General features: G+C 38.5%; 22 protein-coding genes and 11 tRNA genes. 30 read left to right on the top strand and 3 right to left on the bottom strand.

Going from position 1 to position 19,798, the window contains the following annotated elements; all coding sequences use genetic code 11:
- Positions 1 to 8: 8 nt before the first annotated feature.
- The gene (locus MMB69_RS26340) at positions 9 to 521 is read right to left on the bottom strand and encodes an FMN-binding protein (protein ID WP_221786131.1); all 513 of its coding nucleotides are present in this window, start codon (positions 519 to 521) and stop codon (positions 9 to 11) included.
- 293 nt (positions 522 to 814) lie between these two features.
- On the opposite strand from MMB69_RS26340, the gene MMB69_RS26335 reads away from it, so the two are divergent.
- From MMB69_RS26335 to uvsE, 4 genes are all read left to right on the top strand, one after another.
- Entirely contained in the window at positions 815 to 1,897 is a 1,083-nt protein-coding gene (locus MMB69_RS26335) for a D-alanine--D-alanine ligase (protein WP_013054995.1), read from the top strand.
- Positions 1,898 to 1,993: 96 nt separating this feature from the next.
- Positions 1,994 to 3,376, top strand: a complete 1,383-nt coding sequence (locus MMB69_RS26330; RefSeq protein ID WP_221786132.1) for a UDP-N-acetylmuramoyl-tripeptide--D-alanyl-D-alanine ligase — start codon at positions 1,994 to 1,996, stop codon at positions 3,374 to 3,376.
- Between the two features lie 196 nt (positions 3,377 to 3,572).
- A complete protein-coding gene (gene cshA, locus MMB69_RS26325; RefSeq protein ID WP_013054997.1) occupies positions 3,573 to 5,084 on the top strand; it encodes a degradosome RNA helicase CshA in 1,512 nt (503 codons plus the stop codon).
- A 95-nt stretch (positions 5,085 to 5,179) separates the two neighbouring features.
- Complete coding sequence (gene uvsE, locus MMB69_RS26320; protein ID WP_050690798.1) at positions 5,180 to 6,151, top strand: UV DNA damage repair endonuclease UvsE; 972 nt, start codon at positions 5,180 to 5,182, stop codon at positions 6,149 to 6,151.
- 8 nt (positions 6,152 to 6,159) lie between these two features.
- On the opposite strand, the gene MMB69_RS26315 is transcribed toward uvsE, so the two are convergent.
- Complete coding sequence (locus MMB69_RS26315; protein WP_221786134.1) at positions 6,160 to 6,762, bottom strand: rhomboid family intramembrane serine protease; 603 nt, start codon at positions 6,760 to 6,762, stop codon at positions 6,160 to 6,162.
- A gap of 64 nt (positions 6,763 to 6,826) precedes the next feature.
- Here MMB69_RS26315 and acpS point away from each other — a divergent pair, with 64 nt between their 5' ends.
- The 14 genes from acpS to MMB69_RS26245 all read left to right on the top strand — a co-directional run bounded on the left by acpS (position 6,827) and on the right by MMB69_RS26245 (position 17,731).
- Positions 6,827 to 7,192, top strand: a complete 366-nt coding sequence (gene acpS, locus MMB69_RS26310; RefSeq protein WP_153252861.1) for a holo-ACP synthase — start codon at positions 6,827 to 6,829, stop codon at positions 7,190 to 7,192.
- Positions 7,193 to 7,250: 58 nt separating this feature from the next.
- Positions 7,251 to 8,309, top strand: a complete 1,059-nt coding sequence (locus MMB69_RS26305) for a LolA family protein (protein WP_013055001.1) — start codon at positions 7,251 to 7,253, stop codon at positions 8,307 to 8,309.
- A gap of 62 nt (positions 8,310 to 8,371) precedes the next feature.
- The gene (gene alr / locus MMB69_RS26300; RefSeq protein ID WP_481861931.1) at positions 8,372 to 9,613 is read left to right on the top strand and encodes an alanine racemase; all 1,242 of its coding nucleotides are present in this window, start codon (positions 8,372 to 8,374) and stop codon (positions 9,611 to 9,613) included.
- Between the two features lie 201 nt (positions 9,614 to 9,814).
- Positions 9,815 to 10,096: a CopG family ribbon-helix-helix protein gene (locus MMB69_RS26295; RefSeq protein WP_013055003.1), complete on the top strand. Its 282-nt coding sequence runs from the start codon at positions 9,815 to 9,817 to the stop codon at positions 10,094 to 10,096.
- Positions 10,097 to 10,100: 4 nt separating this feature from the next.
- On the top strand, positions 10,101 to 10,451 hold the full coding sequence (ndoA, locus tag MMB69_RS26290; protein ID WP_013055004.1) for a type II toxin-antitoxin system endoribonuclease NdoA: 351 nt from the start codon (positions 10,101 to 10,103) through the stop codon (positions 10,449 to 10,451).
- 157 nt (positions 10,452 to 10,608) lie between these two features.
- Positions 10,609 to 11,445, top strand: a complete 837-nt coding sequence (locus MMB69_RS26285; protein WP_013055005.1) for an RsbT co-antagonist protein RsbRA — start codon at positions 10,609 to 10,611, stop codon at positions 11,443 to 11,445.
- 2 nt (positions 11,446 to 11,447) lie between these two features.
- Positions 11,448 to 11,804, top strand: a complete 357-nt coding sequence (locus tag MMB69_RS26280) for an STAS domain-containing protein (RefSeq protein WP_013055006.1) — start codon at positions 11,448 to 11,450, stop codon at positions 11,802 to 11,804.
- 3 nt (positions 11,805 to 11,807) lie between these two features.
- Complete coding sequence (locus MMB69_RS26275; protein WP_013055007.1) at positions 11,808 to 12,209, top strand: anti-sigma regulatory factor; 402 nt, start codon at positions 11,808 to 11,810, stop codon at positions 12,207 to 12,209.
- Between the two features lie 13 nt (positions 12,210 to 12,222).
- Positions 12,223 to 13,233, top strand: a complete 1,011-nt coding sequence (locus MMB69_RS26270; RefSeq protein ID WP_277448694.1) for a PP2C family protein-serine/threonine phosphatase — start codon at positions 12,223 to 12,225, stop codon at positions 13,231 to 13,233.
- A gap of 59 nt (positions 13,234 to 13,292) precedes the next feature.
- Complete coding sequence (locus MMB69_RS26265) at positions 13,293 to 13,625, top strand: anti-sigma factor antagonist (protein ID WP_013055009.1); 333 nt, start codon at positions 13,293 to 13,295, stop codon at positions 13,623 to 13,625.
- Entirely contained in the window at positions 13,622 to 14,107 is a 486-nt protein-coding gene (rsbW, locus tag MMB69_RS26260; protein ID WP_025753516.1) for an anti-sigma B factor RsbW, read from the top strand. Before MMB69_RS26265 ends, rsbW begins: the two co-directional genes overlap by 4 nt.
- Positions 14,073 to 14,867 carry an RNA polymerase sigma factor SigB gene (gene sigB / locus MMB69_RS26255; protein WP_013055011.1) on the top strand — a complete coding sequence of 265 codons (795 nt, stop codon included), beginning with the start codon at positions 14,073 to 14,075 and terminating at the stop codon, positions 14,865 to 14,867. Before rsbW ends, sigB begins: the two co-directional genes overlap by 35 nt.
- Entirely contained in the window at positions 14,867 to 15,472 is a 606-nt protein-coding gene (locus MMB69_RS26250; RefSeq protein WP_221786139.1) for a PP2C family serine/threonine-protein phosphatase, read from the top strand. Before sigB ends, MMB69_RS26250 begins: the two co-directional genes overlap by 1 nt.
- Before the next feature lie 84 nt (positions 15,473 to 15,556).
- Positions 15,557 to 17,731 carry a Tex family protein gene (locus tag MMB69_RS26245; RefSeq protein WP_277448692.1) on the top strand — a complete coding sequence of 725 codons (2,175 nt, stop codon included), beginning with the start codon at positions 15,557 to 15,559 and terminating at the stop codon, positions 17,729 to 17,731.
- Between the two features lie 57 nt (positions 17,732 to 17,788).
- Here the strand turns inward: MMB69_RS26245 and cmpA are convergent, their stop codons facing one another.
- Complete coding sequence (gene cmpA / locus MMB69_RS26240) at positions 17,789 to 17,905, bottom strand: cortex morphogenetic protein CmpA (RefSeq protein ID WP_013055014.1); 117 nt, start codon at positions 17,903 to 17,905, stop codon at positions 17,789 to 17,791.
- A gap of 109 nt (positions 17,906 to 18,014) precedes the next feature.
- Between cmpA and MMB69_RS26235 the strand changes: the two genes are divergently transcribed.
- From MMB69_RS26235 to MMB69_RS26180, 12 genes are all read left to right on the top strand, one after another.
- Complete coding sequence (locus MMB69_RS26235) at positions 18,015 to 18,464, top strand: SprT family protein (RefSeq protein WP_221786137.1); 450 nt, start codon at positions 18,015 to 18,017, stop codon at positions 18,462 to 18,464.
- Positions 18,465 to 18,598: 134 nt separating this feature from the next.
- A tRNA-Asn gene (locus MMB69_RS26230) sits at positions 18,599 to 18,673 on the top strand.
- 3 nt (positions 18,674 to 18,676) lie between these two features.
- Positions 18,677 to 18,767: transfer RNA gene (locus MMB69_RS26225), tRNA-Ser, on the top strand.
- A gap of 9 nt (positions 18,768 to 18,776) precedes the next feature.
- Positions 18,777 to 18,851 (top strand) — tRNA-Glu (locus MMB69_RS26220).
- A 24-nt stretch (positions 18,852 to 18,875) separates the two neighbouring features.
- Positions 18,876 to 18,951 (top strand) — tRNA-Val (locus MMB69_RS26215).
- Positions 18,952 to 18,979: 28 nt separating this feature from the next.
- A tRNA-Asp gene (locus MMB69_RS26210) sits at positions 18,980 to 19,055 on the top strand.
- Between the two features lie 10 nt (positions 19,056 to 19,065).
- Positions 19,066 to 19,140, top strand: a tRNA-Gln gene (locus MMB69_RS26205).
- A 4-nt stretch (positions 19,141 to 19,144) separates the two neighbouring features.
- Positions 19,145 to 19,217: transfer RNA gene (locus MMB69_RS26200), tRNA-Lys, on the top strand.
- A 12-nt stretch (positions 19,218 to 19,229) separates the two neighbouring features.
- Positions 19,230 to 19,312 (top strand) — tRNA-Leu (locus MMB69_RS26195).
- A gap of 22 nt (positions 19,313 to 19,334) precedes the next feature.
- Positions 19,335 to 19,420: transfer RNA gene (locus MMB69_RS26190), tRNA-Leu, on the top strand.
- A 90-nt stretch (positions 19,421 to 19,510) separates the two neighbouring features.
- Positions 19,511 to 19,587, top strand: a tRNA-Arg gene (locus MMB69_RS26185).
- Between the two features lie 4 nt (positions 19,588 to 19,591).
- A tRNA-Gly gene (locus MMB69_RS26180) sits at positions 19,592 to 19,665 on the top strand.
- The last annotated feature ends 133 nt before the right edge of the window (positions 19,666 to 19,798 follow it).

The raw sequence follows: 19,798 nt of genomic DNA, 5'->3' as shown, positions 1-19,798 counted from the left end.
TTTCTCCTTTATGCATTCATTGCTTGCTGAAGTGCGTCGTCCACAGCATTTTGAAAATCTTCTGTACTAAGCGTTGCTCCGCTCACGACGTCGACATCTGAGCTTTGTCTTTGTACGACTTGAGCCGGAAGGCCCTCAATGTAACTTTGAGAATAGTGAGTATCCGCTTCTGTAATTTCAACTGTATCAATTCGGTCGTTTTTAATGGTCACGGATACGTAGACAGTTCCGATACGGTTGCTTCCTTGGCCAGAATACGTTCCATCTTTGTATTTTGTTTTAGGAGCAGAACTTTCGGCACTCGCTGATGACTGTTTCTTATTAGAGGAAGCAACATCTTCTCCCCAGCTGTCATTGACAATCGTTTGATTGTCTGTTTGATCCGTCGTTTTCTTCTGATGATGAGCCGGGGGGACTTGAACAGCTTGTGCATCAGATAGAGTGTTTATATAACCAGTTGCATAAATACTTCCAATGGCTACGCTGCATGCAGCAATCATCGTTTTTCCCATTTTACTCATGTTTGTTGAACCTCCTGATTTATACCAGAACTATAGTTTCGATTATTGATGGTGATCTTTAGCATAAATAAACTTTACAAATAAACTTTTAAAAAAGATTTAAAATCAAAAAAGTTTTTTCAAAAGTAAATGTTCCAAGTGAAAAGGTCATTTTAAATAATGAAAGGAGAAGCTGGAATTTCTTTCACAAGCCTAGCTATTTTGACATACGTAATAATAGTTAATATTTCTGTTTACTATCTAAACGTGCATGATAAAATAGAAAAGATGAATATGTGTTAGGAGGAACATCAGTGAAAATTAAGCTTGGCCTTTTATACGGAGGAAAATCCGCTGAACATAAAGTATCTTTACAAACAGCTCTAGCAGTTTCAAAAGCAATTAATCACGATAAATATGAAGTGCATCCAATTTACATTACGGAAACAGGAAAGTGGATTCGCGGCACACAGCTGACTGGTCCGCTTGAAACAGTTGCTCAATTAGAAATTCAAGATAACGGAACTGCTATTTCACCAGTTTCATTGAATACGGAAATGTTTGCATTAACAGATTCAAAGACAGATGATCAGCTAGATGTTATTTTCCCACTTCTTCATGGTCCAAATGGAGAAGATGGTACGGTACAAGGGTTATTAGAATTGTTAAATATTCCTTATGTTGGAAATGGTGTATTAGCTTCAGCAGCTGGTATGGATAAAGTTGTAATGAAGCAGCTGTTTGCACAGGCAGGTCTGCCTCAAGTAGAGTACGTATCATTTATCCGCCGCGAGTGGGAAGCAGATCGAACGGCTGCTTATGAAAAAGTAGAAACACTTGGATATCCTTGCTTTGTTAAACCAGCAAACTTAGGTTCAAGCGTTGGGATTAGCAAATGTGATAACCGTGAAGAGCTAGAAGCGGCATTTGTTGAAGCTTTTTTATTCGATCGGAAAATCATTGTAGAAGCAGCAGCAGTTGGTCGTGAAGTTGAAATTGGTGTGTTAGGGAATGATGAAGCAGCTTGTTCAGTAGTTGGAGAAATCTTACCTAAAAAAGCGTTTTACGATTACAAAGCCAAATATGAAGACGGCGATACAGGTCTTATTATTCCAGCTGAAATTACAGAAGAACAGCATCAAGAAATGTCAGCACTAGCAATCAAAGCATTTAAAGCAATTGATGGATCTGGTCTTGTACGTGCAGATTTCTTCTTAACATCAGAAGGTAAATTCATTATTAATGAAGTGAATACGATGCCTGGTTTTACACCTTTCAGTATGTTCCCGTTATTGTGGAAACACGCAGGTGTTGAATATCCAGATTTAATTGAAAAACTTGTATCACTAGCAATTGAACGTCATACCGAAAAGCAGCAAATTAAACACACAATGTAACTCACACAACACTATTCATCATGAATAGTGTTTCTGTGTTTAGTTTCAATTAATGTTATCCATAGTTTACTTTATATCGAGAGGAGCAAACCAACAATGATTAAACGTACGCTTAAACAGCTAGCTGCAATGATTCCAGGAAGTGTATTTCATAGCGGGAATGAAGCAGCTGTAATTGAGGGAGTCTCAATTGATACGAGAACCATTCAGCAAGGTAATTTATATATCCCAATTAAAGGGGAACGTTTTAACGGGCATGCATTTGTTCATAAAGCAATTGAAAACGGAGCGGTTGCTACACTGTGGAACAAAGATGAAGAAAACCCACCGACAGACATTAGTGTTATTTTAGTCGATGATACGCTAGAAGCTCTTCAGCAATTAGCGAAATCCTATCGTCACGAGTTAGATATTAAAGTAGTGGGCATTACAGGAAGTAACGGAAAAACAACGGCAAAAGACATGGTGAAAGCTGTGCTCGATACAACTTATCGTGTTCTGAAAACAGATGGAAACTTTAATAATCATATTGGCATGCCGCTTACTATTTTGCGTTTAGATGAAACTCATGATATTGCAGTTTTAGAAATGGGCATGAGCAGCCGAGGAGAAATTGAGTTTCTTTCTAATTTAGCGGAGCCTGATGTGGCCATTATTACAAATATCGGAGAATCGCACCTTCAAGACTTAGGAAGCCGTGATGGAATTGCGGAGGCAAAATTAGAAATTACAAGCGGCTTAGCCCCAACAGGTCAGCTTGTCTATAATGGTGATGAGCCACTTTTAACGTCGCGCGTTGTTAATCCAGTATTTGAAACGGTGACATTTGGCAGCTCAGAACAAAACGATTTGTATCCAAGTGCTATTTCAGCTGAAGAGTTAGGCACAACATTCACTGTTTCACGTGAAACAACATATTCATTCTTTATCCCGGTATTAGGTAAACATAATGTTCACAATGCGCTTTCTGCTATTGCGGTAGGTCATTATTTTGGACTAGACAATAAAACAATCGCTAAGGGATTAAAAGAATTAAAGCTAACCAATATGCGTATGGAGCTCGTGAAACGAACAGATGGCCTGACCTTCATTAATGACGCATATAATGCAAGCCCAACGTCCGTTAAAGCTGCTATCACGTTGATGCATGATTTAGAAGGCTATAAGCAAAAAATTCTTGTTCTTGGGGATATGCTTGAATTAGGCGATCAGGAAAAAGAGTTCCACAAAGAAGTGGGAGAGTTTATTCAAGCAGAAAAAATTGATTATGTTCTAACATACGGCCCCTTATCTGTTGAAATTGAGCAAGGAGCAAAAAATAATTTTGCAGAAGATAAGGTAATGCACTTTGAGGAGAAAGATGAGCTTGTTAAAAAATTAACAGCGATTACAACAAGAGAAGATGTGGTTTTAGTGAAAGCATCTCGAGGGATGAAGCTTGAGGAAGTTATCTCAAAAATGATGCATAAATTACCGTGATATTAAAAAGAGTATAAGTAAGCTCTATTGCAAACGGAAAGCCATAGTGTTATGATGTAGTCTGAGTGTCTTGAGGCGCTTATACTCTAAACGTTGAATTTATTGAAGTAGTCGTTTAGAGCATTTTCCGTTTCCTCGGAGAATGCTTTTTTTTGTAAAATATAGATAGTCTAAATATAAAAGGAGTTTGAAAAACTTGGCATTATTTCAAGATTTAGGATTAAGTCAACAGCTTAATAAAGCTGTGAGTAAAATGGGTTTTGAAGAAGCAACACCAATTCAATCAGAAACTATCCCATTAGCACTAGAAGGTCACGATTTGATCGGACAAGCACAAACAGGAACAGGGAAAACAGCGGCATTTGGTATTCCTCTTATTGAAAAAGTTGATGTAAACGTAGATGCAATTCAAGGGTTAATTATTGCTCCTACTCGTGAACTTGCTGTACAGGTATCTGAAGAACTTTACAAAATTGGTCAAACAAAGCGCGTACGCGTGCTATCAATTTACGGTGGTCAAGATATCAGTCGTCAAATTCGTGCATTGAAAAAGCACCCTCATATCATCGTAGGAACACCAGGGCGTATGCTAGATCATATTAATCGTCGTACACTTCGTCTACAAGATGTTCATACAGTTATTTTAGATGAAGCAGATGAAATGTTAAACATGGGATTCATCGAAGACATTGAAAAAATCTTATCAAACGTACCTGAGAACCACCAAACACTTTTATTCTCAGCAACAATGCCTACTCCAATCCGTCGCATTGCTGAAAAATTCATGAACGAACCAAAAGTGGTAAAAGTAAAAGCAAAAGAAGTAACGATGCCAAACATTACGCAGTACTATTTAGAAGTACAAGAAAAGCGTAAATTTGATATCCTTACTCGTCTTTTAGATATGCAATCACCTGAATTAGCTATCATCTTTGGTCGTACAAAGCGCCGTGTTGATGAGCTATCAGAAGCATTAAATATGCGTGGTTATTCTGCACAAGGTATCCATGGTGACTTGACGCAATCGAAACGTCTATCTGTACTACGTCAATTTAAAGAAGGTTCTATTGATGTATTAGTTGCGACGGACGTAGCTGCACGCGGACTTGATATTTCTGGTGTTACTCATGTATACAACTTTGATATCCCTCAAGATCCAGAGAGCTATGTACACCGTATCGGACGTACAGGACGTGCTGGTAAAATGGGTGCTGCTATGACATTTGTAACGCCAAGAGAAACTGGACAGTTACACAATATTGAGCGTACAACAAAACGTAAAATGGAGCGTCTTACTCCTCCAACGCTTGATGAAGCAATGGAAGGTCAACAGCGTATTGCAGCTGACAAATTAACAGAATCTGTGACACAAGGCAACTTATCTTACTACAAACAGTTGGCAGAAGAGTTACTTGAAGAGCACGATTCAGTTTCATTAGTGGCAGCAGCAATCAAATTATTTACAAAAGAACCAAACGAATCACCAATTCAATTAACTGCTGAACCACCGGTAATTGCAAAAGGTGATAAAAACAAACGTGGAAATGGCGGAGGTCGTTCACGTTCTAACTCTAAAAACTACTCACAGCAAAATCGTCGTGGAAACTCGAAGCGTTTTGGTGACAAGCGTCGCGGTGGAAGCAACGGCAGTGATAATAGAAATCGTAATAGCAGCAGTAATCGTAAAGATTCTCGCAGCAAAGCGTAAAAAAAAACGAGCCTTAACAGGCTCGTTTTTTTTTATGTGTTAATTGCTATTTTATTGGTGCACACTATGAGTAAAATAAAATGGGGTGTTCACTGATGTCGACCATTGTACGGTTAGGTTATGTGGCGATGAGCGTTCATTTGGAAAATAGTTCTCCTTCTCAAACAATGACTTTTGCACAATTTCAGCGTGTGAAAGACCATGAAGCGGCCATTCGCAAGCTCGAACGTATTGCAATATCCAACTTAGAAAACTGCTTACGGTTATTAAAACATAATGCGTGGAGTGAAATTGAGTTTTTTCGATTCAGTTCTAAGTTAATTCCATTAGCTAACCATGAGGCCCTAAAAGAGTGGAACTACATAGCTCCTTTAAAGGATGCTCTTCAGCGTATTTCTGTATTTTTGAAGGAACATCCAATGCGAGTAGATTTTCACCCGGATCATTTTGTTGTTTTAAACTCAACGGATAAAGAGGTTTTTAAGCATTCTATCCAAACTCTTCGCATGCATCAAAAGTTGCTAAAAGGAATGGACATTCCGCTTCAAAATCGCTGTGTTTTACATGTTGGAGGGGCTTATAATGATAAAGAAAAAGCACTGGAGCAGTTTATTCATAATTGGGGGCTTGTACCTCAATCCCTTCAGCAAATGATTATGTTAGAAAACGACGATACAACCTTTCATATAAAGGACGTCTTGTATTTATGTGAAAAACTAAATGTCCCAATCATTTTTGATCTTCATCATCATCAGGCAAACAACGACGAAACTTCATGGCAAGAGCATTGGGACCGTATCATTAGAACGTGGGAACAGGAAACGCTTCCTCTAAAAATGCATATATCTAGTCCTAAAAGTGATAAAGAATTTAGAGCCCATGCAGATTATATCGATGTTCATGGGTTTTACAGCTTTTTAAAAGAAGTAAATGGAACGATACCGCAAATTGATTGCATGATTGAAGCTAAGAAAAAAGATGAAGCGCTCTTTCAGTTAGTAAGAGACTTGAAGTCTTATGAAGATGTGGAATTTATTAACTCATCCACCTTTTATATTAAATCTTAAAGCAGGCCTCATATCTGTGGCTTGTTTTTCTGTTTGAACGCCAGAAAAGCGAGAAAAAATCCAGCAATACCTCCAACGAAATGAGCTGTGTTGTTAGTTCCTGGCGTTAGCAGACCTGAAAGTAATCCAATAATTAAAAAGACGACAATGATTTGCTGGTTACTTTGAGAAAGCATATGCTTTTGTTTTATTACAAGGTAGAGGTAAAACCCAAGCAGCCCGAAAATGGCACCGGATGCACCCACATGGCTGTAGAAAGAAGATTGGGTTAGAAATGTAACGATATTTCCAAGCAATCCACACGTAAGGTAGAATAGAAGAAACTTATAAGAAGAAAGAATACGCTCAGCACCTGGCCCTAACAAGAACAATGAAAATGAGTTAAAAAGAAGGTGTGAAAAGCTTAGATGCAAAAAGATAGGTGTGAAAAGTCGCCAGTAGTCTCCTTGAGAAATTAAGCTATTCACACCAATAAGCTGATGTATAAAAGATTCTGCAAGGTGTGAGGGAAGAGCGGCAAGTAACCATAGCGCAATGTGGATGCAGATAAGCGTGAAGGTAACAGGATAAAAACGTTTAAATTCAGCTGCATTTTCTGTGCGTACGAACATATTTGTCACTCCTTTTTATAAAGGCATTTTTATATACTATTCTGTAAGAGAGGATTAAATGAAAATGATTATAGGAACTGGAATTGATATTACAGAGTTAGAGCGGATTGAAAAAATGGTGCAGCGTCAAAGCGCTTTTATTACTCGGATTTTAACAAAAAATGAAAAAGAACGCTATGAAAAGCTATCAAGCCGACGTAAGGTCGAATTTTTAGCAGGAAGATTTGCTGTGAAGGAAGCATATTCGAAAGCTCTTGGAACAGGAATAGGAAAAGATTTCAGTTTCCAAGATATAGAAATTGTGAATGATGAAAGAGGAAAACCCCACATTGTTACAAAACAACCACTGGATGCGTCCGTACACGTATCTATTTCCCACAGTGCGCACTATGCAATTGCTCAAGTAATTATTGAACGCTTGTCAAGCTAGTCTGCATATTCATTATTTCTTGTTCATATATTCATAGTGTGGATAGGGGAGACAAGATATGTTCTTGCTTCTCCGTTTAGCTGTGAATATACGAAATAAAGGAGTTGGGGAAATGCATAAAAAATGGATTGGCTTATTTGTTTGCGCCTTTTTTCTCTTAGCCTTATCAGCATGCGGTGAAAAAAGTCAGCAGGATGTAACAGATGCATTGGATGCCAAGGTACAAGAAATGGCGGGTTATAAATCAGATGCTAAGATGACATTAAATACAGGGAAAGATGCTCAAGTATACGATGTAGAGATTTGGCATAGTAAGCCTATGTATTATCGAGTGAATTTGAAAAATACAAAGAAAGATCAAAGCCAAATGATTTTGCGTAATGATGAAGGGGTTTTTGTTTTAACGCCTGCCTTAAATAAAAGCTTTCGTTTTCAAAGTGACTGGCCGCAAAATAGCAGTCAAGCTTATTTGTATGAATCCCTTGTCCAAGATATTGTGAAGGATGAAAAGGCAAGTTTTAAATCAACAGATAAGCATTATATTTTTGAAACAAAAACCAACTATCAAAATAGCACGATGCTTCCTAAACAAGAAATTACGCTGAATAAAAGTGACTTAGCGCCTGTTTCGGTTAAAATTATGGATACGGATAATAAAGTGTTAATAAAAGTTGATTTCTCTAAGGTCAAATTCGATTCTAAGTTTGATAAAGGGGCTTTTGATACAAAAAGAAATATGACAAGTGCAAAGATTGACGTTCCGACATTAGCTCAGCAAAAATCATTTAGCGTCCTTTATCCTAAGGATGTTCCAAAAGGTACAAAGCTGTCCAAGGAAAAGAAAATTGAGACAGAAAATGGCGAAAGAGTCGTTTTAATGTACAAAGGAGAAAAGCCGTTTACGCTTGTACAAGAAAAAGCGCAAGTAGCTAAAACAGCGACATCTACAGTTACTGCCGGAGAGCCATTTGATTTAGGTTTTACTGTGGGAGCTTTAACGGATAAAAGTCTATCTTGGACATATAATGGAGTAGACTTTATGCTGGCTTCTGATCAGCTAACACCAGATGAATTGAGTACAGTTGCTAGATCTGTGCAAAGTCAGATGGGAAAATAAGAGAAGCTTACAAGCCTGCATATATGTAGGCTTGTTCTTGCTTAATTTGAATAAAGATCGAGATGAAGTTTGGCTATAGATGTATTATACTAACAGAGGAAAGTACGTTTAGAATGGTTCTGAAAAAAGGAAGTGTCGTAGTAATGGATGCATTTTATAGAGAAACATGGGCAGAAATTGATGTAGAAGCCATTTTTCAAAATGTGAATCATGTAAGAGAACTGATACCGGGGCATAAAACGTTAATGGCTGTAGTGAAGGCGAATGCGTACGGGCATGGAGATAAAGAAGTAGCAGAGATTGCGCTTCAAGCTGGTGCTGATATGCTAGCTGTAGCTTTTTTAGATGAGGCTATTGCTCTTCGGAAAAAAGGAATAAAGGAATCCATTTTAGTATTAGGAGCCGTGCCTACCCTACACATTCAAACCGCATTGGACTGGAATGTAACGGTCACTGCTTATAGCAAAGCTTGGATTGAAGAAGCGGCGTCCATTCTAGGTGAAAACAGTCAGCTGCATATGCATTTAAAAATAGATACAGGCATGGGTCGCTTGGGAGTTAGAACAAAAGAAGAATTACACGAAACGATGAAAATCATCGCTTCTCATTCGGGATTCGTGCTGGATGGAGTGTTTACACACTTTGCAACAGCAGACGAGCTAAACTCATCTTATTTTGAAGAACAATACACATTCTTTGAAGAAATGGTTCGAATTGTGAAAGAACATAATTTTACACCTCCGATGATTCACTGTGCAAATAGCGCAGCCTTGCTTCGTCGTCCAAAAGATATCTTTAATAGCGTACGCTTAGGCATCTCTATGTATGGCTTGAGTCCTTCTGAGGAATTAAAAGAAGTCATGCCAATTCCGTTAAAACAAGCTTTTTCGCTGCACAGCCGTATCGTGCATGTCAAAAAAGTCAAAAAAGGGAGTCATATCAGTTACGGAGCTACTTATGAAGCTAAAGAAGATGAATGGATTGCTACTATCCCAGTAGGATACGCAGACGGCTGGATTCGTAAATTAAGTAATTTTGAAGTATTAGTAGATGGAGTTAAAGTGCCAATTGTTGGTAGAATCTGCATGGATCAACTGATGATTAAATTACCTAAAATGTATAAAATGGGTACAAAAGTGACATTTATTGGAAAACAAAAAGATGCTGAAATTACAATTGATGAAGTAGCGAAGCATCTTGAAACAATTAATTATGAAATCCCTTGCATGGTTGCAGCAAGAGTTCCGAGGGTTTATACAAGAGATTCGCAGCATATTGATGTTAATAATTATATCTTGCGCTGAATATATATCTTCCTGAGTCAACATAAAAAGTCTGCGAACAAAAGACAATAAAAATAATAACTTCCATGCATAAAAGAGGGTATCAATTGACGATAATAGTGTAGAAATTGACAGAATTAACTTTCCATTAAAGCTAATCAATGTTATGATAAGGAAAGATGAGACTATTGGTGTGTGTATTGATGTTGGAGGTGTATGTTTGTGTCTGAAGCGAGCGCAACTACAGAAATCCTAGTAAGATTACCGAAAAATTTAGTATCGGAGCTCGATCTTATGGTTAAACAAGAAAATGGCAACCGAAGTGATTTTATTCACCAAGCAACAAAATTGTACCTTCGTGAGCGAAAAAAACGCCATATTCGCGAATCAATGAGACGTGGATATATGGAGATGGCAAAGATAAACTTAAATATTGCTTCCGAGGCTTTTCTAGCAGAGTATGAAGCTGATCATACTGTGGATCGTTTAGTAAGCGGGGGGTAATGACTTGGTAGTCAAACGTGGCGACGTTTATTTTGCTGACCTATCTCCTGTTGTTGGCTCAGAACAAGGAGGCGTTCGCCCTGTACTTGTCATTCAAAATGATATAGGCAATCGTTTTAGCCCAACTGTTATTGTAGCTGCGATCACTGCTCAAATTCAAAAGGCAAAGTTACCTACGCATGTTGAAATTGATGCAAAGCGCTATGGATTTGAGCGAGATTCAGTTATTTTACTAGAACAAATTCGTACTATTGATAAACAGAGGCTAACAGACAAGATTACCCATTTAGATGATGAAATGATGGACAGAGTGGATGAAGCCTTGCAAATCAGTGTAGGACTTATCGACTTTTAGAATTATACTTCCATTTATGCTAAGTTGCTCCTTTATGAGCAACTTTTTTAATTTGACTAGGAATAATCAGTAAACGTATATTGTAATAAGAAACGTTTTAAAAATGATAATATATATATAGATATAAATGAGTGTATTGACTCACAAGGAGGACCTCATGAATCAAGATTTATTCAATTATATACAAAATCATAAATCAGAAATTTTTGATCGATGGCTAGTGTTAATGAATGATGTGGAAACAGAGCGGATTAAAAACATTGTATCCGAACAAGTGTACGTAAATGTAAGCTCTGATTTTGTAAATTTACTTTTGGCAAAAGCATTCCGTGATCAGGAAAATTTTGCAGAGGAACTAGAGGAAGTAGTAGGACGAGTTGTGAGTTTAGGATGGCCTCTTGCTTATTTGACACAGGGTGTACGTAACTTGGGTCACGTAGTGGTTGAAGGGTATGTAAACAGTGAACATGTGAAGGCTGACCAAACTCATTCTGAATTATTCTATCGGTTTGACAAGTGGTTAAGCCCTATTTATAACAAAATAGTAGAACAATACTCCAACTCGTGGGAAAATACAGTTATGTTGCAAAAAGTTGCACTTCAAGAATTGTCTGCTCCATTAATACCGGTATTTGATAAAATTACAGTAATGCCGCTTGTAGGAACAATTGACACTGATCGCGCAAAGAAAATTATGGAAAACTTACTGCAAGGTGTCGTAAAGCACCGATCAGAGGTCGTATTAATAGATATTACCGGAGTACCAGTAGTGGATACGATGGTTGCCCATCATATCATTCAAGCTGCTGAAGCCGTACGTTTGGTTGGAGCCAAGTGTTTGTTAGTAGGAATTCGTCCGGAAATTGCTCAGACTATTGTGAACTTAGGTATTAACTTAAACGAAATTATTACGAAAAACTCATTAAAAAAAGGCGTAGAGTTTGCGTTAGAAATGACTGAGCGGAAAATAGTTGATATAGAATCGGAGGAATAAACGTGAGAATACCCATTTTGAAATTGTACGACTATTTATTGGTATCCATTCAGTGGGAGCTGGATGATCAAACGGCTATTCAATTCCAAGAAGATTTGCTAAGTAAAATTCATCAAACTGGAGCAAAAGGAGTGGTAATCGATTTAACTTCAATTGATATGATCGATTCATTCATCGCAAAAGTGTTAGGTGACGTGGTTAGCATGTCTAATTTGATGGGGGCTAGAGTAGTATTAACAGGTATCCAGCCTGCAGTAGCTATTACACTTGTTGAGTTAGGGATTGGCCTAAATGATGTTCTTACTGCACTCGATTTAGAAAAAGGTCTTGAGAAACTCCAATCGGAATTGGGGGATTAGTATATGGAATTCCAATCCAGCGTAAAAATCGTAACAGAATGGGACATCGTAGCGGCACGCCAATTAGGTAGAAATGTGTCGAAAGAGCTAGGGTTTGGAACAGTTGACCAAGCTCGTATTACAACCGCCATTTCTGAATTAGCTCGTAATATTTACCTATATGCGGGTAAGGGTCAAATCTATATTGAGAAATTAAATCGTGGAGGAAAAAACGGTCTTCTTGTCGTAGCAACAGATGAAGGGCCAGGTATCCCCGACGTTCGCAAAGTAATGGAAGATGGATACTCAACATCGGGTGGACTAGGAGCTGGGCTTCCTGGGGTAAAACGATTGATGGATGAGTTTGACATCGAAACAAATGTCGGAGAAGGTACTGAAATTAAAGCAGTTAAGTGGCTCCGGTAGGAGGAAATAGATAATGTCTTTTGATAAAGAGATGAGAGATTTATACAAAGATATTTTGGGGAACTATATCCAAACACAAAATGAACAAATTTTGTATCAAGGACAAAAACTAAGTAGAAAATCTTTAGAGAATGAAATATCCCCAGAAGATATTGTGAGCATTCATAAAGAAGTGATTGAAGAAATTTATTCTGATATTCCAGAAAAAGTGCTGCATTCTCTGGACTTTTTACTTGAGGTAATGATTAGCTACGGCCTTGCTCTTCGTGAGCATCAAACATTAAAAAATAAGCAGCGGGAACTTCGTTCTGAGATTGAAGTTGCTGCTAACGTCCAGCAGACGCTGTTGGGGACAAAGATTCCGGCTAGTTCAACTTTAGAAATTGGTGCGATTAGCGTACCGGCTAAACAGATGAACGGAGATTATTTTCACTTTGTAGAAGAAGAGCACGGCGGGTTAAGTATTGCCATTGCCGATGTGATCGGAAAAGGAATTCCAGCTGCAATGTGTATGTCTATGATCAAATATGCAATGGACAGCTTACCGGACTCAAGGAAAAATCCAAGTTATGTATTAGAGAACTTGAATAATATTGTAGAGCGAAACGTAGATCCAAGTATGTTTATTACGATGTTCTACGGAAGCTATAATCCCGAGACAAACTTATTTGATTATGCTTCTGCAGGGCATGAGCCAGGTTTTTATTATGATGCAAAAGCTGATTCATTTGAAGATTTGGAGGCAAAAGGACTCGTGCTAGGAGTCGATCGCCATGTGAAATATCTTCAGTACGAGCAGCAGCTTTCAAAAGGCGATATGATTGTTCTGTTAACAGATGGCGTAACAGAATGCAGAACTGAAGAAGGATTTATTGAAAGATTGGACATCATAAAATTAATTCGAAAATACATGCATTTGTCTCCTCAAGAAATTGTAGAATCTGTATATAAAGAGCTGGAGAAATTACAGCATTTTCAATTGAGGGATGACTTTACATTGATTATTTTGAAGAGTTTAGTTTAAGTATTCTAAAAAAGGGTACAGAAAAGATAGCACAAAATTAGAGGGGGTCTACTAATACGATGAATTTAAAAATAGATATACAAAAGGACGGTCAAGCATATCGTATTAAGCTGGCTGGAGAGATTGACGCATATACAGCACCTAAGCTAAAAGAAAAGTTCATGGAAATTACTGAACATACTGAACCGGAAATTATAGTCGATTTAACCGATGTATCATACATGGATAGTACAGGACTAGGTGTATTTATTGCATTGTTAAAAGCCAATAAGAAAAATAACGGCTCTTTGAAATTTGTTGGTGTATCAGAGCGCATCAAGCGCTTATTTGATATTACGGGCCTTACAGACATTTTAAACGTGAATTCACAAGTAGAAGGTGGCGTAAAATGAAACAGCCTTATGACTTTGTTGAGATGAAGATTCCTGCTAAGCCAGACTACGTAGCGATTATTCGACTGACGCTGTCTGGTGTAGCGAACCGGATGGGTTTTTCTTATGATGAAATTGAAGATATGAAAATTGCTGTGAGTGAGGCATGTACAAATGCCGTGCAGCATGCTTACAAGAGTGAAGAAAATGGTGAAGTGAGAGTAGGTTTTGGTTTATTTGATGACCGTTTAGAAATCATGGTGGTCGATAAAGGTGAAAGCTTCAATTTTGAAGAGCTTAAGGAACATATAGGACCTTATGAAACATCAAAAGAAGTTGAATTTCTTCCTGAAGGTGGACTTGGTTTATATTTAATTGAAACACTAATGGATGAAGTGAAAATGGTCAATTCAAAAGGTGTAACGCTAATGATGACTAAGTATGTGCAAAGAGAGCAGGTGGAGAGTGATGAAAACACAGTCTCAACCTATGAAATTAACTAAAGAACAGGTTCAGGAACGAATTGAGCGCTTTCAAAAAACGCAGGATGAAGAAGCACAAAGTGATCTAGTAGTACATTACAAGAACCTTGTTGAATCTATTGCACGTCGTTATTCAAAAGGCAGAAGCTTACATGAAGATATTGTGCAGGTAGGGATGCTAGGACTGTTAGGAGCTATTAGAAGGTATGATGCTTCATTTGGAAGAAGCTTTGAATCGTTTGCTGTTCCTACAATCATTGGAGAGATTAAGCGATTTTTACGCGATAAAACGTGGAGTGTTCACGTGCCGCGCCGCATCAAAGAATTAGGTCCTAAAATTAAAGCAGCTGTCGAAGAGTTAACAACCCGTTTACAGCGATCTCCTCAAGTGAAAGAAATTGCTGATCATATCGGAGTGACAGAGGAAGAAATTTTAGAAACGATGGAGATGGGGCAAAGTTATCAAGCGTTGTCTGTTGATCATTCCATTGAAGCAGACTCTGATGGAAGCACTGTGACAATCCTTGATTTAGTAGGTGAACAAGAGTCGGGTTATGAGAAAACTGATCAGCGCTTAGTGTTAGAAAAGATTCTTCATGTATTAAGCGATAGAGAAAAAGAAGTGATTCGCTATACCTTTATTGAAAATCTGAGTCAAAAAGATGCCGGTGAGAAGTTAGGGATTTCTCAAATGCATGTATCTCGACTGCAAAGAAGAGCGCTTGATAAGCTAAGGACTGCAGCTCGCTCAGATTCTAACGATTCGGAGTATATGTCGTGATGGCAGTAGACCCTAATACAAAGTCGATTCAAACTCATATATACCAAGAACCAAAGCAAGGGAACGTATGTTGTGGAGATAGTTACTATGTCAAAGAAACGGATGACTATTTTCTATGTGCAGTGGCAGATGGATTAGGAAGCGGTGAACAAGCCAGAGCCGCTTCTGTAGCTGTTACGGATGTAGCGAAAGCTCATCATCATCTAGATGTGGATGAGATCATTTCTAAGTGCAACAAAGCTACTCGACATACAAGAGGCGCAGCAGTAGCTATTTTGAAAATTGATAAAAAACATAACGAATTTCATTATACAAATGTAGGTAATATCCGCTTTTATCTGTATTCTCCGGAGGGGAAATTAACGTACCCTCTGCCAATTCAAGGTTTTTTATCAGGAAAAATTCAAAAGTTCCGCACACAAACCTTCCCATATGACTCCGGTTCTAAATTTTTGATTCATACAGATGGCTTAGAATTAAAAGAGATTAAATCTGTTTTTGCTAACTCGATGAATGTAGATCAATTGTCGACACGGCTACAGGCAGCTATTCGATCTCATAATGACGATATTACGTATATCGCTGGTCATCTTCCAACTGCATAGCCTTTCTTTTTAGCTCACATGTGTTATTGCATGTGAGTTTTGTTACAATAGAGACAAAGTTTCATTTAGGTAGGAGGATAAGCTGTGTCTGTTGCAACGAAATTAGATAATCAAATTGTTCAACGTGTAAGTAAAGAGGTGGAGATTTCGCAAAAGCAAGTACAAAACGTAATTGCTTTAGTAGAAGACGGTAATACAGTTCCCTTTATTGCTCGATATAGAAAAGAACAAACTGGTGCTTTGGATGAAGTCCAAATCCGGAATATTTTAGATTCCTGGAACTACTTAATGAATTTAGAGGAGCGTAAAGAGGAAGTTCTTCGATTAATTGAAGAGCAAGGGAAATTAACTGAGGAACTGGCTGCTCAAATTCATCAAGCGAAGAAATTGCAGCAAGTAGAAGATTTATACCGCCCTTTTAAGCAAAAACGACGTACAAAAGCAACTGTAGCAAAAGAAAAAGGTCTTGAACCATTAGCACAGTGGCTACTAAGTTTTCCACGTTCTGACGTGAAGAATGAAGCGCAAACATACATAAATGAAGAAGCGGGAGTTCAATCTTCTGACGAAGCTATTCAGGGAGCCCTAGACATTGTAGCGGAACAAATTTCCGACGAAGCATCTTACCGTCAATGGATTCGTACGACCACTGTAAAAGATGGCATAATTGTTACTTCAGTCAAAGATCCGGGAAAAGATGAAAAAAATATCTATGAAATGTACTATGAATATACAGAAGCGGTAAAGCGAATCGTTCCTCATCGTATCTTAGCTATGAATAGAGGAGAAAAAGACGGTATTTTAAAAGTGAGTATTGATGCGCCTACAGATCGTATTCTTTCATATTTACATAAACAAGTAATCAAAAAAAGGGATTCTTCAGCCGAAAGTTATATCATCTCAGCTATAGAAGACGCTTATAAACGCTTAATAGAACCATCTATTGAACGCGAAATCCGTAAAGAGCTATCAGAAAAAGCGGAAGAAAGAGCCATTCACATCTTTTCTGAAAACTTACGAAAACTTCTTCTCCAACCTCCATTGAAAGGGAAAGTCGTATTAGGAGTAGATCCAGCCTTTCGAACAGGCTGCAAATTAGCTGTAGTAGATGAAACAGGCAAGGTATTAAAAATTGATGTTATTTATCCACATCCTCCTGTGAGAAAAGCAGCTGAAGCGCAAAATAAATTAAAGAAAATGTTCGCTGAATACCCTATTGAAGTAGTAGCCATTGGAAACGGAACGGCATCTCGCGAAACGGAGCAATTTGTAGCGGATGTTCTTAAAGAAATTGAAAACCCAGTTTATTATTTGATTGTGAATGAAGCGGGAGCAAGCGTATATTCGGCTTCTGAAGTTGCTAGAGAAGAATTTCCTGATTTTCAAGTAGAAGAGCGAAGCGCTGTATCGATTGCCAGAAGGCTGCAAGATCCGCTGGCTGAGCTTGTGAAAATCGATCCTAAGTCGGTAGGGGTAGGGCAGTATCAGCATGATGTGTCTCAAAAGCAATTAAATGATTCACTGACTTTTATTGTAGAGACAGTAGTAAACCAAGTAGGAGTAAATGCAAACACGGCTTCTGCTTCGCTTCTACAATACGTTGCTGGTCTAAATAAGACAGTTGCTCAAAACATTGTAAAATATCGGGATGAAAACGGAAAATTCTCTAACCGAAAACAGCTGAAGAAAATTCCGCGTCTAGGTGCTAAAACGTATGAGCAGTGTATTGGGTTTTTACGTATTATAGAAGGTGAAGAACCTTTAGACAGAACGGGTATCCATCCTGAAACATATGGAGACGTTAAAAAGCTTTTAAAGAAAGCGGAAGTGAAAGAGACTGAGCTTGGAACGGAGAAAGTAAAAGAAGCATTAAAACATATTTCTTTACCCGAAATATCAGAAGAACTAAGTATAGGGGAGCTTACTTTAAAAGACATTATAGAAGCGCTCGTAAGACCGGAAAGAGATCCTCGTGATGAACTGCCAAAACCTTTGCTCCGTCAGGATATTTTGAAGCTAGAGGATCTAGCAAAAGGTATTCAGCTTGAAGGCACGGTGCGAAACGTCGTAGACTTCGGAGCGTTCATCGATATAGGAGTTAAGCAAGACGGTCTAGTCCATATTTCTAAATTAACGAATCGGTACGTTAAGCATCCCCTCGATGTCGTTTCAGTAGGAGATTTGGTGAATGTGTGGGTAGAAGACATAGATATGAAAAAAGGAAGAGTTGCACTGACGATGATTCCGCCCCATCAATAATAAAATTGCCTTTTCAGATTTTCTGAAAAGGCAATTTTATTTGTAAAAAGAAGTGATTTAAGAAGCGGAATTATTTTTTTGATAAAAAAACCAACATTGATTGAGCAATTTTATTTGTGCACGGTCCTTTTCAGAATAAGCGCGCCTCATTTGTTTTTGTAGCCACATTGGCATAAGGACAATCACTCCTTTTCATTTATGATAAGGTGAATAGTGAGTATGTAATGAAGTGTATGCCCAAAGAGCTAGTCAGGTGATTTCATACAGTAAAGGAGTATATAAGATGAATGATAAGGATTTACAAATACTTGTAGAAGAAATTTCATTGAAGCTGTTCCACAAACCATTTCGTCATGAAGCCACTTTTAATTCTCGGTTACGTACGACAGGTGGAAGGTATTTATTACGTACATCTAATATAGAAGTAAACTACAAATACTTTGAACAATATGGCAGACAAGAAATAGTAGAAATTATTAAACATGAGCTCTGTCACTACCATTTGCATATTGAGGGGAAAGGGTATAAGCATGGAGATCAAGACTTTAAAAGGCTAATGAAAGAAGTAGGCGCCCCTCGATTTTGTCAGGCATTGAAAAAAGAAAGTGATGGAAAGAAAAAAGAGCACATATATGTATGTATGCAGTGTGATCAAAAATATGTTCGAAAAAGAAAAGTGAACACGGTTAAATATGTTTGTGGAAAGTGTAAAGGTAAATTAAAAAAAATATAGAAGATGCTTGACTAAAATAGATTGATTATGATAAATTAATAAAGCCGTCTCAAATAAACGGCAAAGAAATTACAAAAACTTATTGACATTACATATAATGTCGATTACAATGTAAGAAGTCTGATAAATATTATTCCACAGTAGCTCAGTGGTAGAGCTATCGGCTGTTAACCGATCGGTCGTAGGTTCGAGTCCTACCTGTGGAGCCATATGGAGAAGTACTCAAGTGGCTGAAGAGGCGCCCCTGCTAAGGGTGTAGGTCGTGTAAGCGGCGCGAGGGTTCAAATCCCTCCTTCTCCGCCATTTTATAATGGCCCGTTGGTCAAGCGGTTAAGACACCGCCCTTTCACGGCGGTAACACGGGTTCGAATCCCGTACGGGTCACCATTGATTTTCATTTACATATTCTGTGGAGGATTAGCTCAGCTGGGAGAGCACCTGCCTTACAAGCAGGGGGTCGGCGGTTCGATCCCGTCATCCTCCACCATTTGACTGTTTTATACATAATTTTGGATGGTCCCGTGGTGTAGCGGTTAACATGCCTGCCTGTCACGCAGGAGATCGCGGGTTCGATTCCCGTCGGGACCGCCATTTAAATTATTGGGCTATCGCCAAGCGGTAAGGCAACGGATTTTGATTCCGTCATGCGTTGGTTCGAATCCAGCTAGCCCAGCCATAAAGAGCCATTAGCTCAGTTGGTAGAGCATCTGACTTTTAATCAGAGGGTCGAAGGTTCGAGTCCTTCATGGCTCATTTTCATTTCTTGCGGGTGTGGCGGAATTGGCAGACGCGCTAGACTTAGGATCTAGTGTCTTTACGACGTGGGGGTTCAAGTCCCTTCACCCGCATCTTATTCATTTTATGTATTTAGCGGTCGTGGCGGAATGGCAGACGCGCTAGGTTGAGGGCCTAGTGGGGGCGACCCCGTGGAGGTTCAAGTCCTCTCGGCCGCACCAAAAAAACTTTTTAAAAAAGTGTTGACATAAGAAAATAGAAGTGATATTATAATAAAGTCGCCAAAACAACGGTGGTAAACATCATAAGAAGCGCCCGTAGCTCAATTGGATAGAGCGTTTGACTACGGATCAAAAGGTTAGGGGTTCGACTCCTCTCGGGCGCGCCATATTGCGGGTGTAGTTTAGTGGTAAAACCTCAGCCTTCCAAGCTGATGTCGTGAGTTCGATTCTCATCACCCGCTCCAAATATATTGAACTTTGAAAACTGAACAAAGCGACAAACGTCAACGTTAAATTTTATTTTTTAATTGAGCAAGTCAAACATTTCTTCGGAGAGTTTGATCCTGGCTCAGGATGAACGCTGGCGGCGTGCCTAAT

Source organism: Priestia sp. P5, from assembly GCF_029522155.1.
Lineage (GTDB): Bacteria > Bacillota > Bacilli > Bacillales > Bacillaceae_H > Priestia > Priestia megaterium_E.
The sequence above is the reverse complement of the archived record's forward strand: the minus strand, read 5'-3'. Positions and strand labels throughout refer to the sequence as shown.

Excerpts from the sequence above, each read along its gene's own strand:
- MMB69_RS26340 (WP_221786131.1), bottom strand. The coding sequence starts at position 521 with ATGAGTAAAATGGGAAAAACGATGATTGCTGCATGCAGCGTAGCCATT.
- MMB69_RS26330 (WP_221786132.1), top strand. The coding sequence starts at position 1,994 with ATGATTAAACGTACGCTTAAACAGCTAGCTGCAATGATTCCAGGAAGT.
- uvsE (WP_050690798.1), top strand. The coding sequence starts at position 5,180 with ATGTCGACCATTGTACGGTTAGGTTATGTGGCGATGAGCGTTCATTTG.
- MMB69_RS26315 (WP_221786134.1), bottom strand. The coding sequence starts at position 6,762 with ATGTTCGTACGCACAGAAAATGCAGCTGAATTTAAACGTTTTTATCCT.
- acpS (WP_153252861.1), top strand. The coding sequence starts at position 6,827 with ATGATTATAGGAACTGGAATTGATATTACAGAGTTAGAGCGGATTGAA.
- MMB69_RS26305 (WP_013055001.1), top strand. The coding sequence starts at position 7,251 with ATGTTCTTGCTTCTCCGTTTAGCTGTGAATATACGAAATAAAGGAGTT.
- alr (WP_481861931.1), top strand. The coding sequence starts at position 8,372 with ATGAAGTTTGGCTATAGATGTATTATACTAACAGAGGAAAGTACGTTT.
- MMB69_RS26285 (WP_013055005.1), top strand. The coding sequence starts at position 10,609 with ATGAATCAAGATTTATTCAATTATATACAAAATCATAAATCAGAAATT.
- MMB69_RS26275 (WP_013055007.1), top strand. The coding sequence starts at position 11,808 with ATGGAATTCCAATCCAGCGTAAAAATCGTAACAGAATGGGACATCGTA.
- MMB69_RS26270 (WP_277448694.1), top strand. The coding sequence starts at position 12,223 with ATGTCTTTTGATAAAGAGATGAGAGATTTATACAAAGATATTTTGGGG.
- MMB69_RS26265 (WP_013055009.1), top strand. The coding sequence starts at position 13,293 with ATGAATTTAAAAATAGATATACAAAAGGACGGTCAAGCATATCGTATT.
- rsbW (WP_025753516.1), top strand. The coding sequence starts at position 13,622 with ATGAAACAGCCTTATGACTTTGTTGAGATGAAGATTCCTGCTAAGCCA.
- sigB (WP_013055011.1), top strand. The coding sequence starts at position 14,073 with ATGAAAACACAGTCTCAACCTATGAAATTAACTAAAGAACAGGTTCAG.
- MMB69_RS26250 (WP_221786139.1), top strand. The coding sequence starts at position 14,867 with ATGGCAGTAGACCCTAATACAAAGTCGATTCAAACTCATATATACCAA.
- cmpA (WP_013055014.1), bottom strand. The coding sequence starts at position 17,905 with ATGCCAATGTGGCTACAAAAACAAATGAGGCGCGCTTATTCTGAAAAG.
- MMB69_RS26235 (WP_221786137.1), top strand. The coding sequence starts at position 18,015 with ATGAATGATAAGGATTTACAAATACTTGTAGAAGAAATTTCATTGAAG.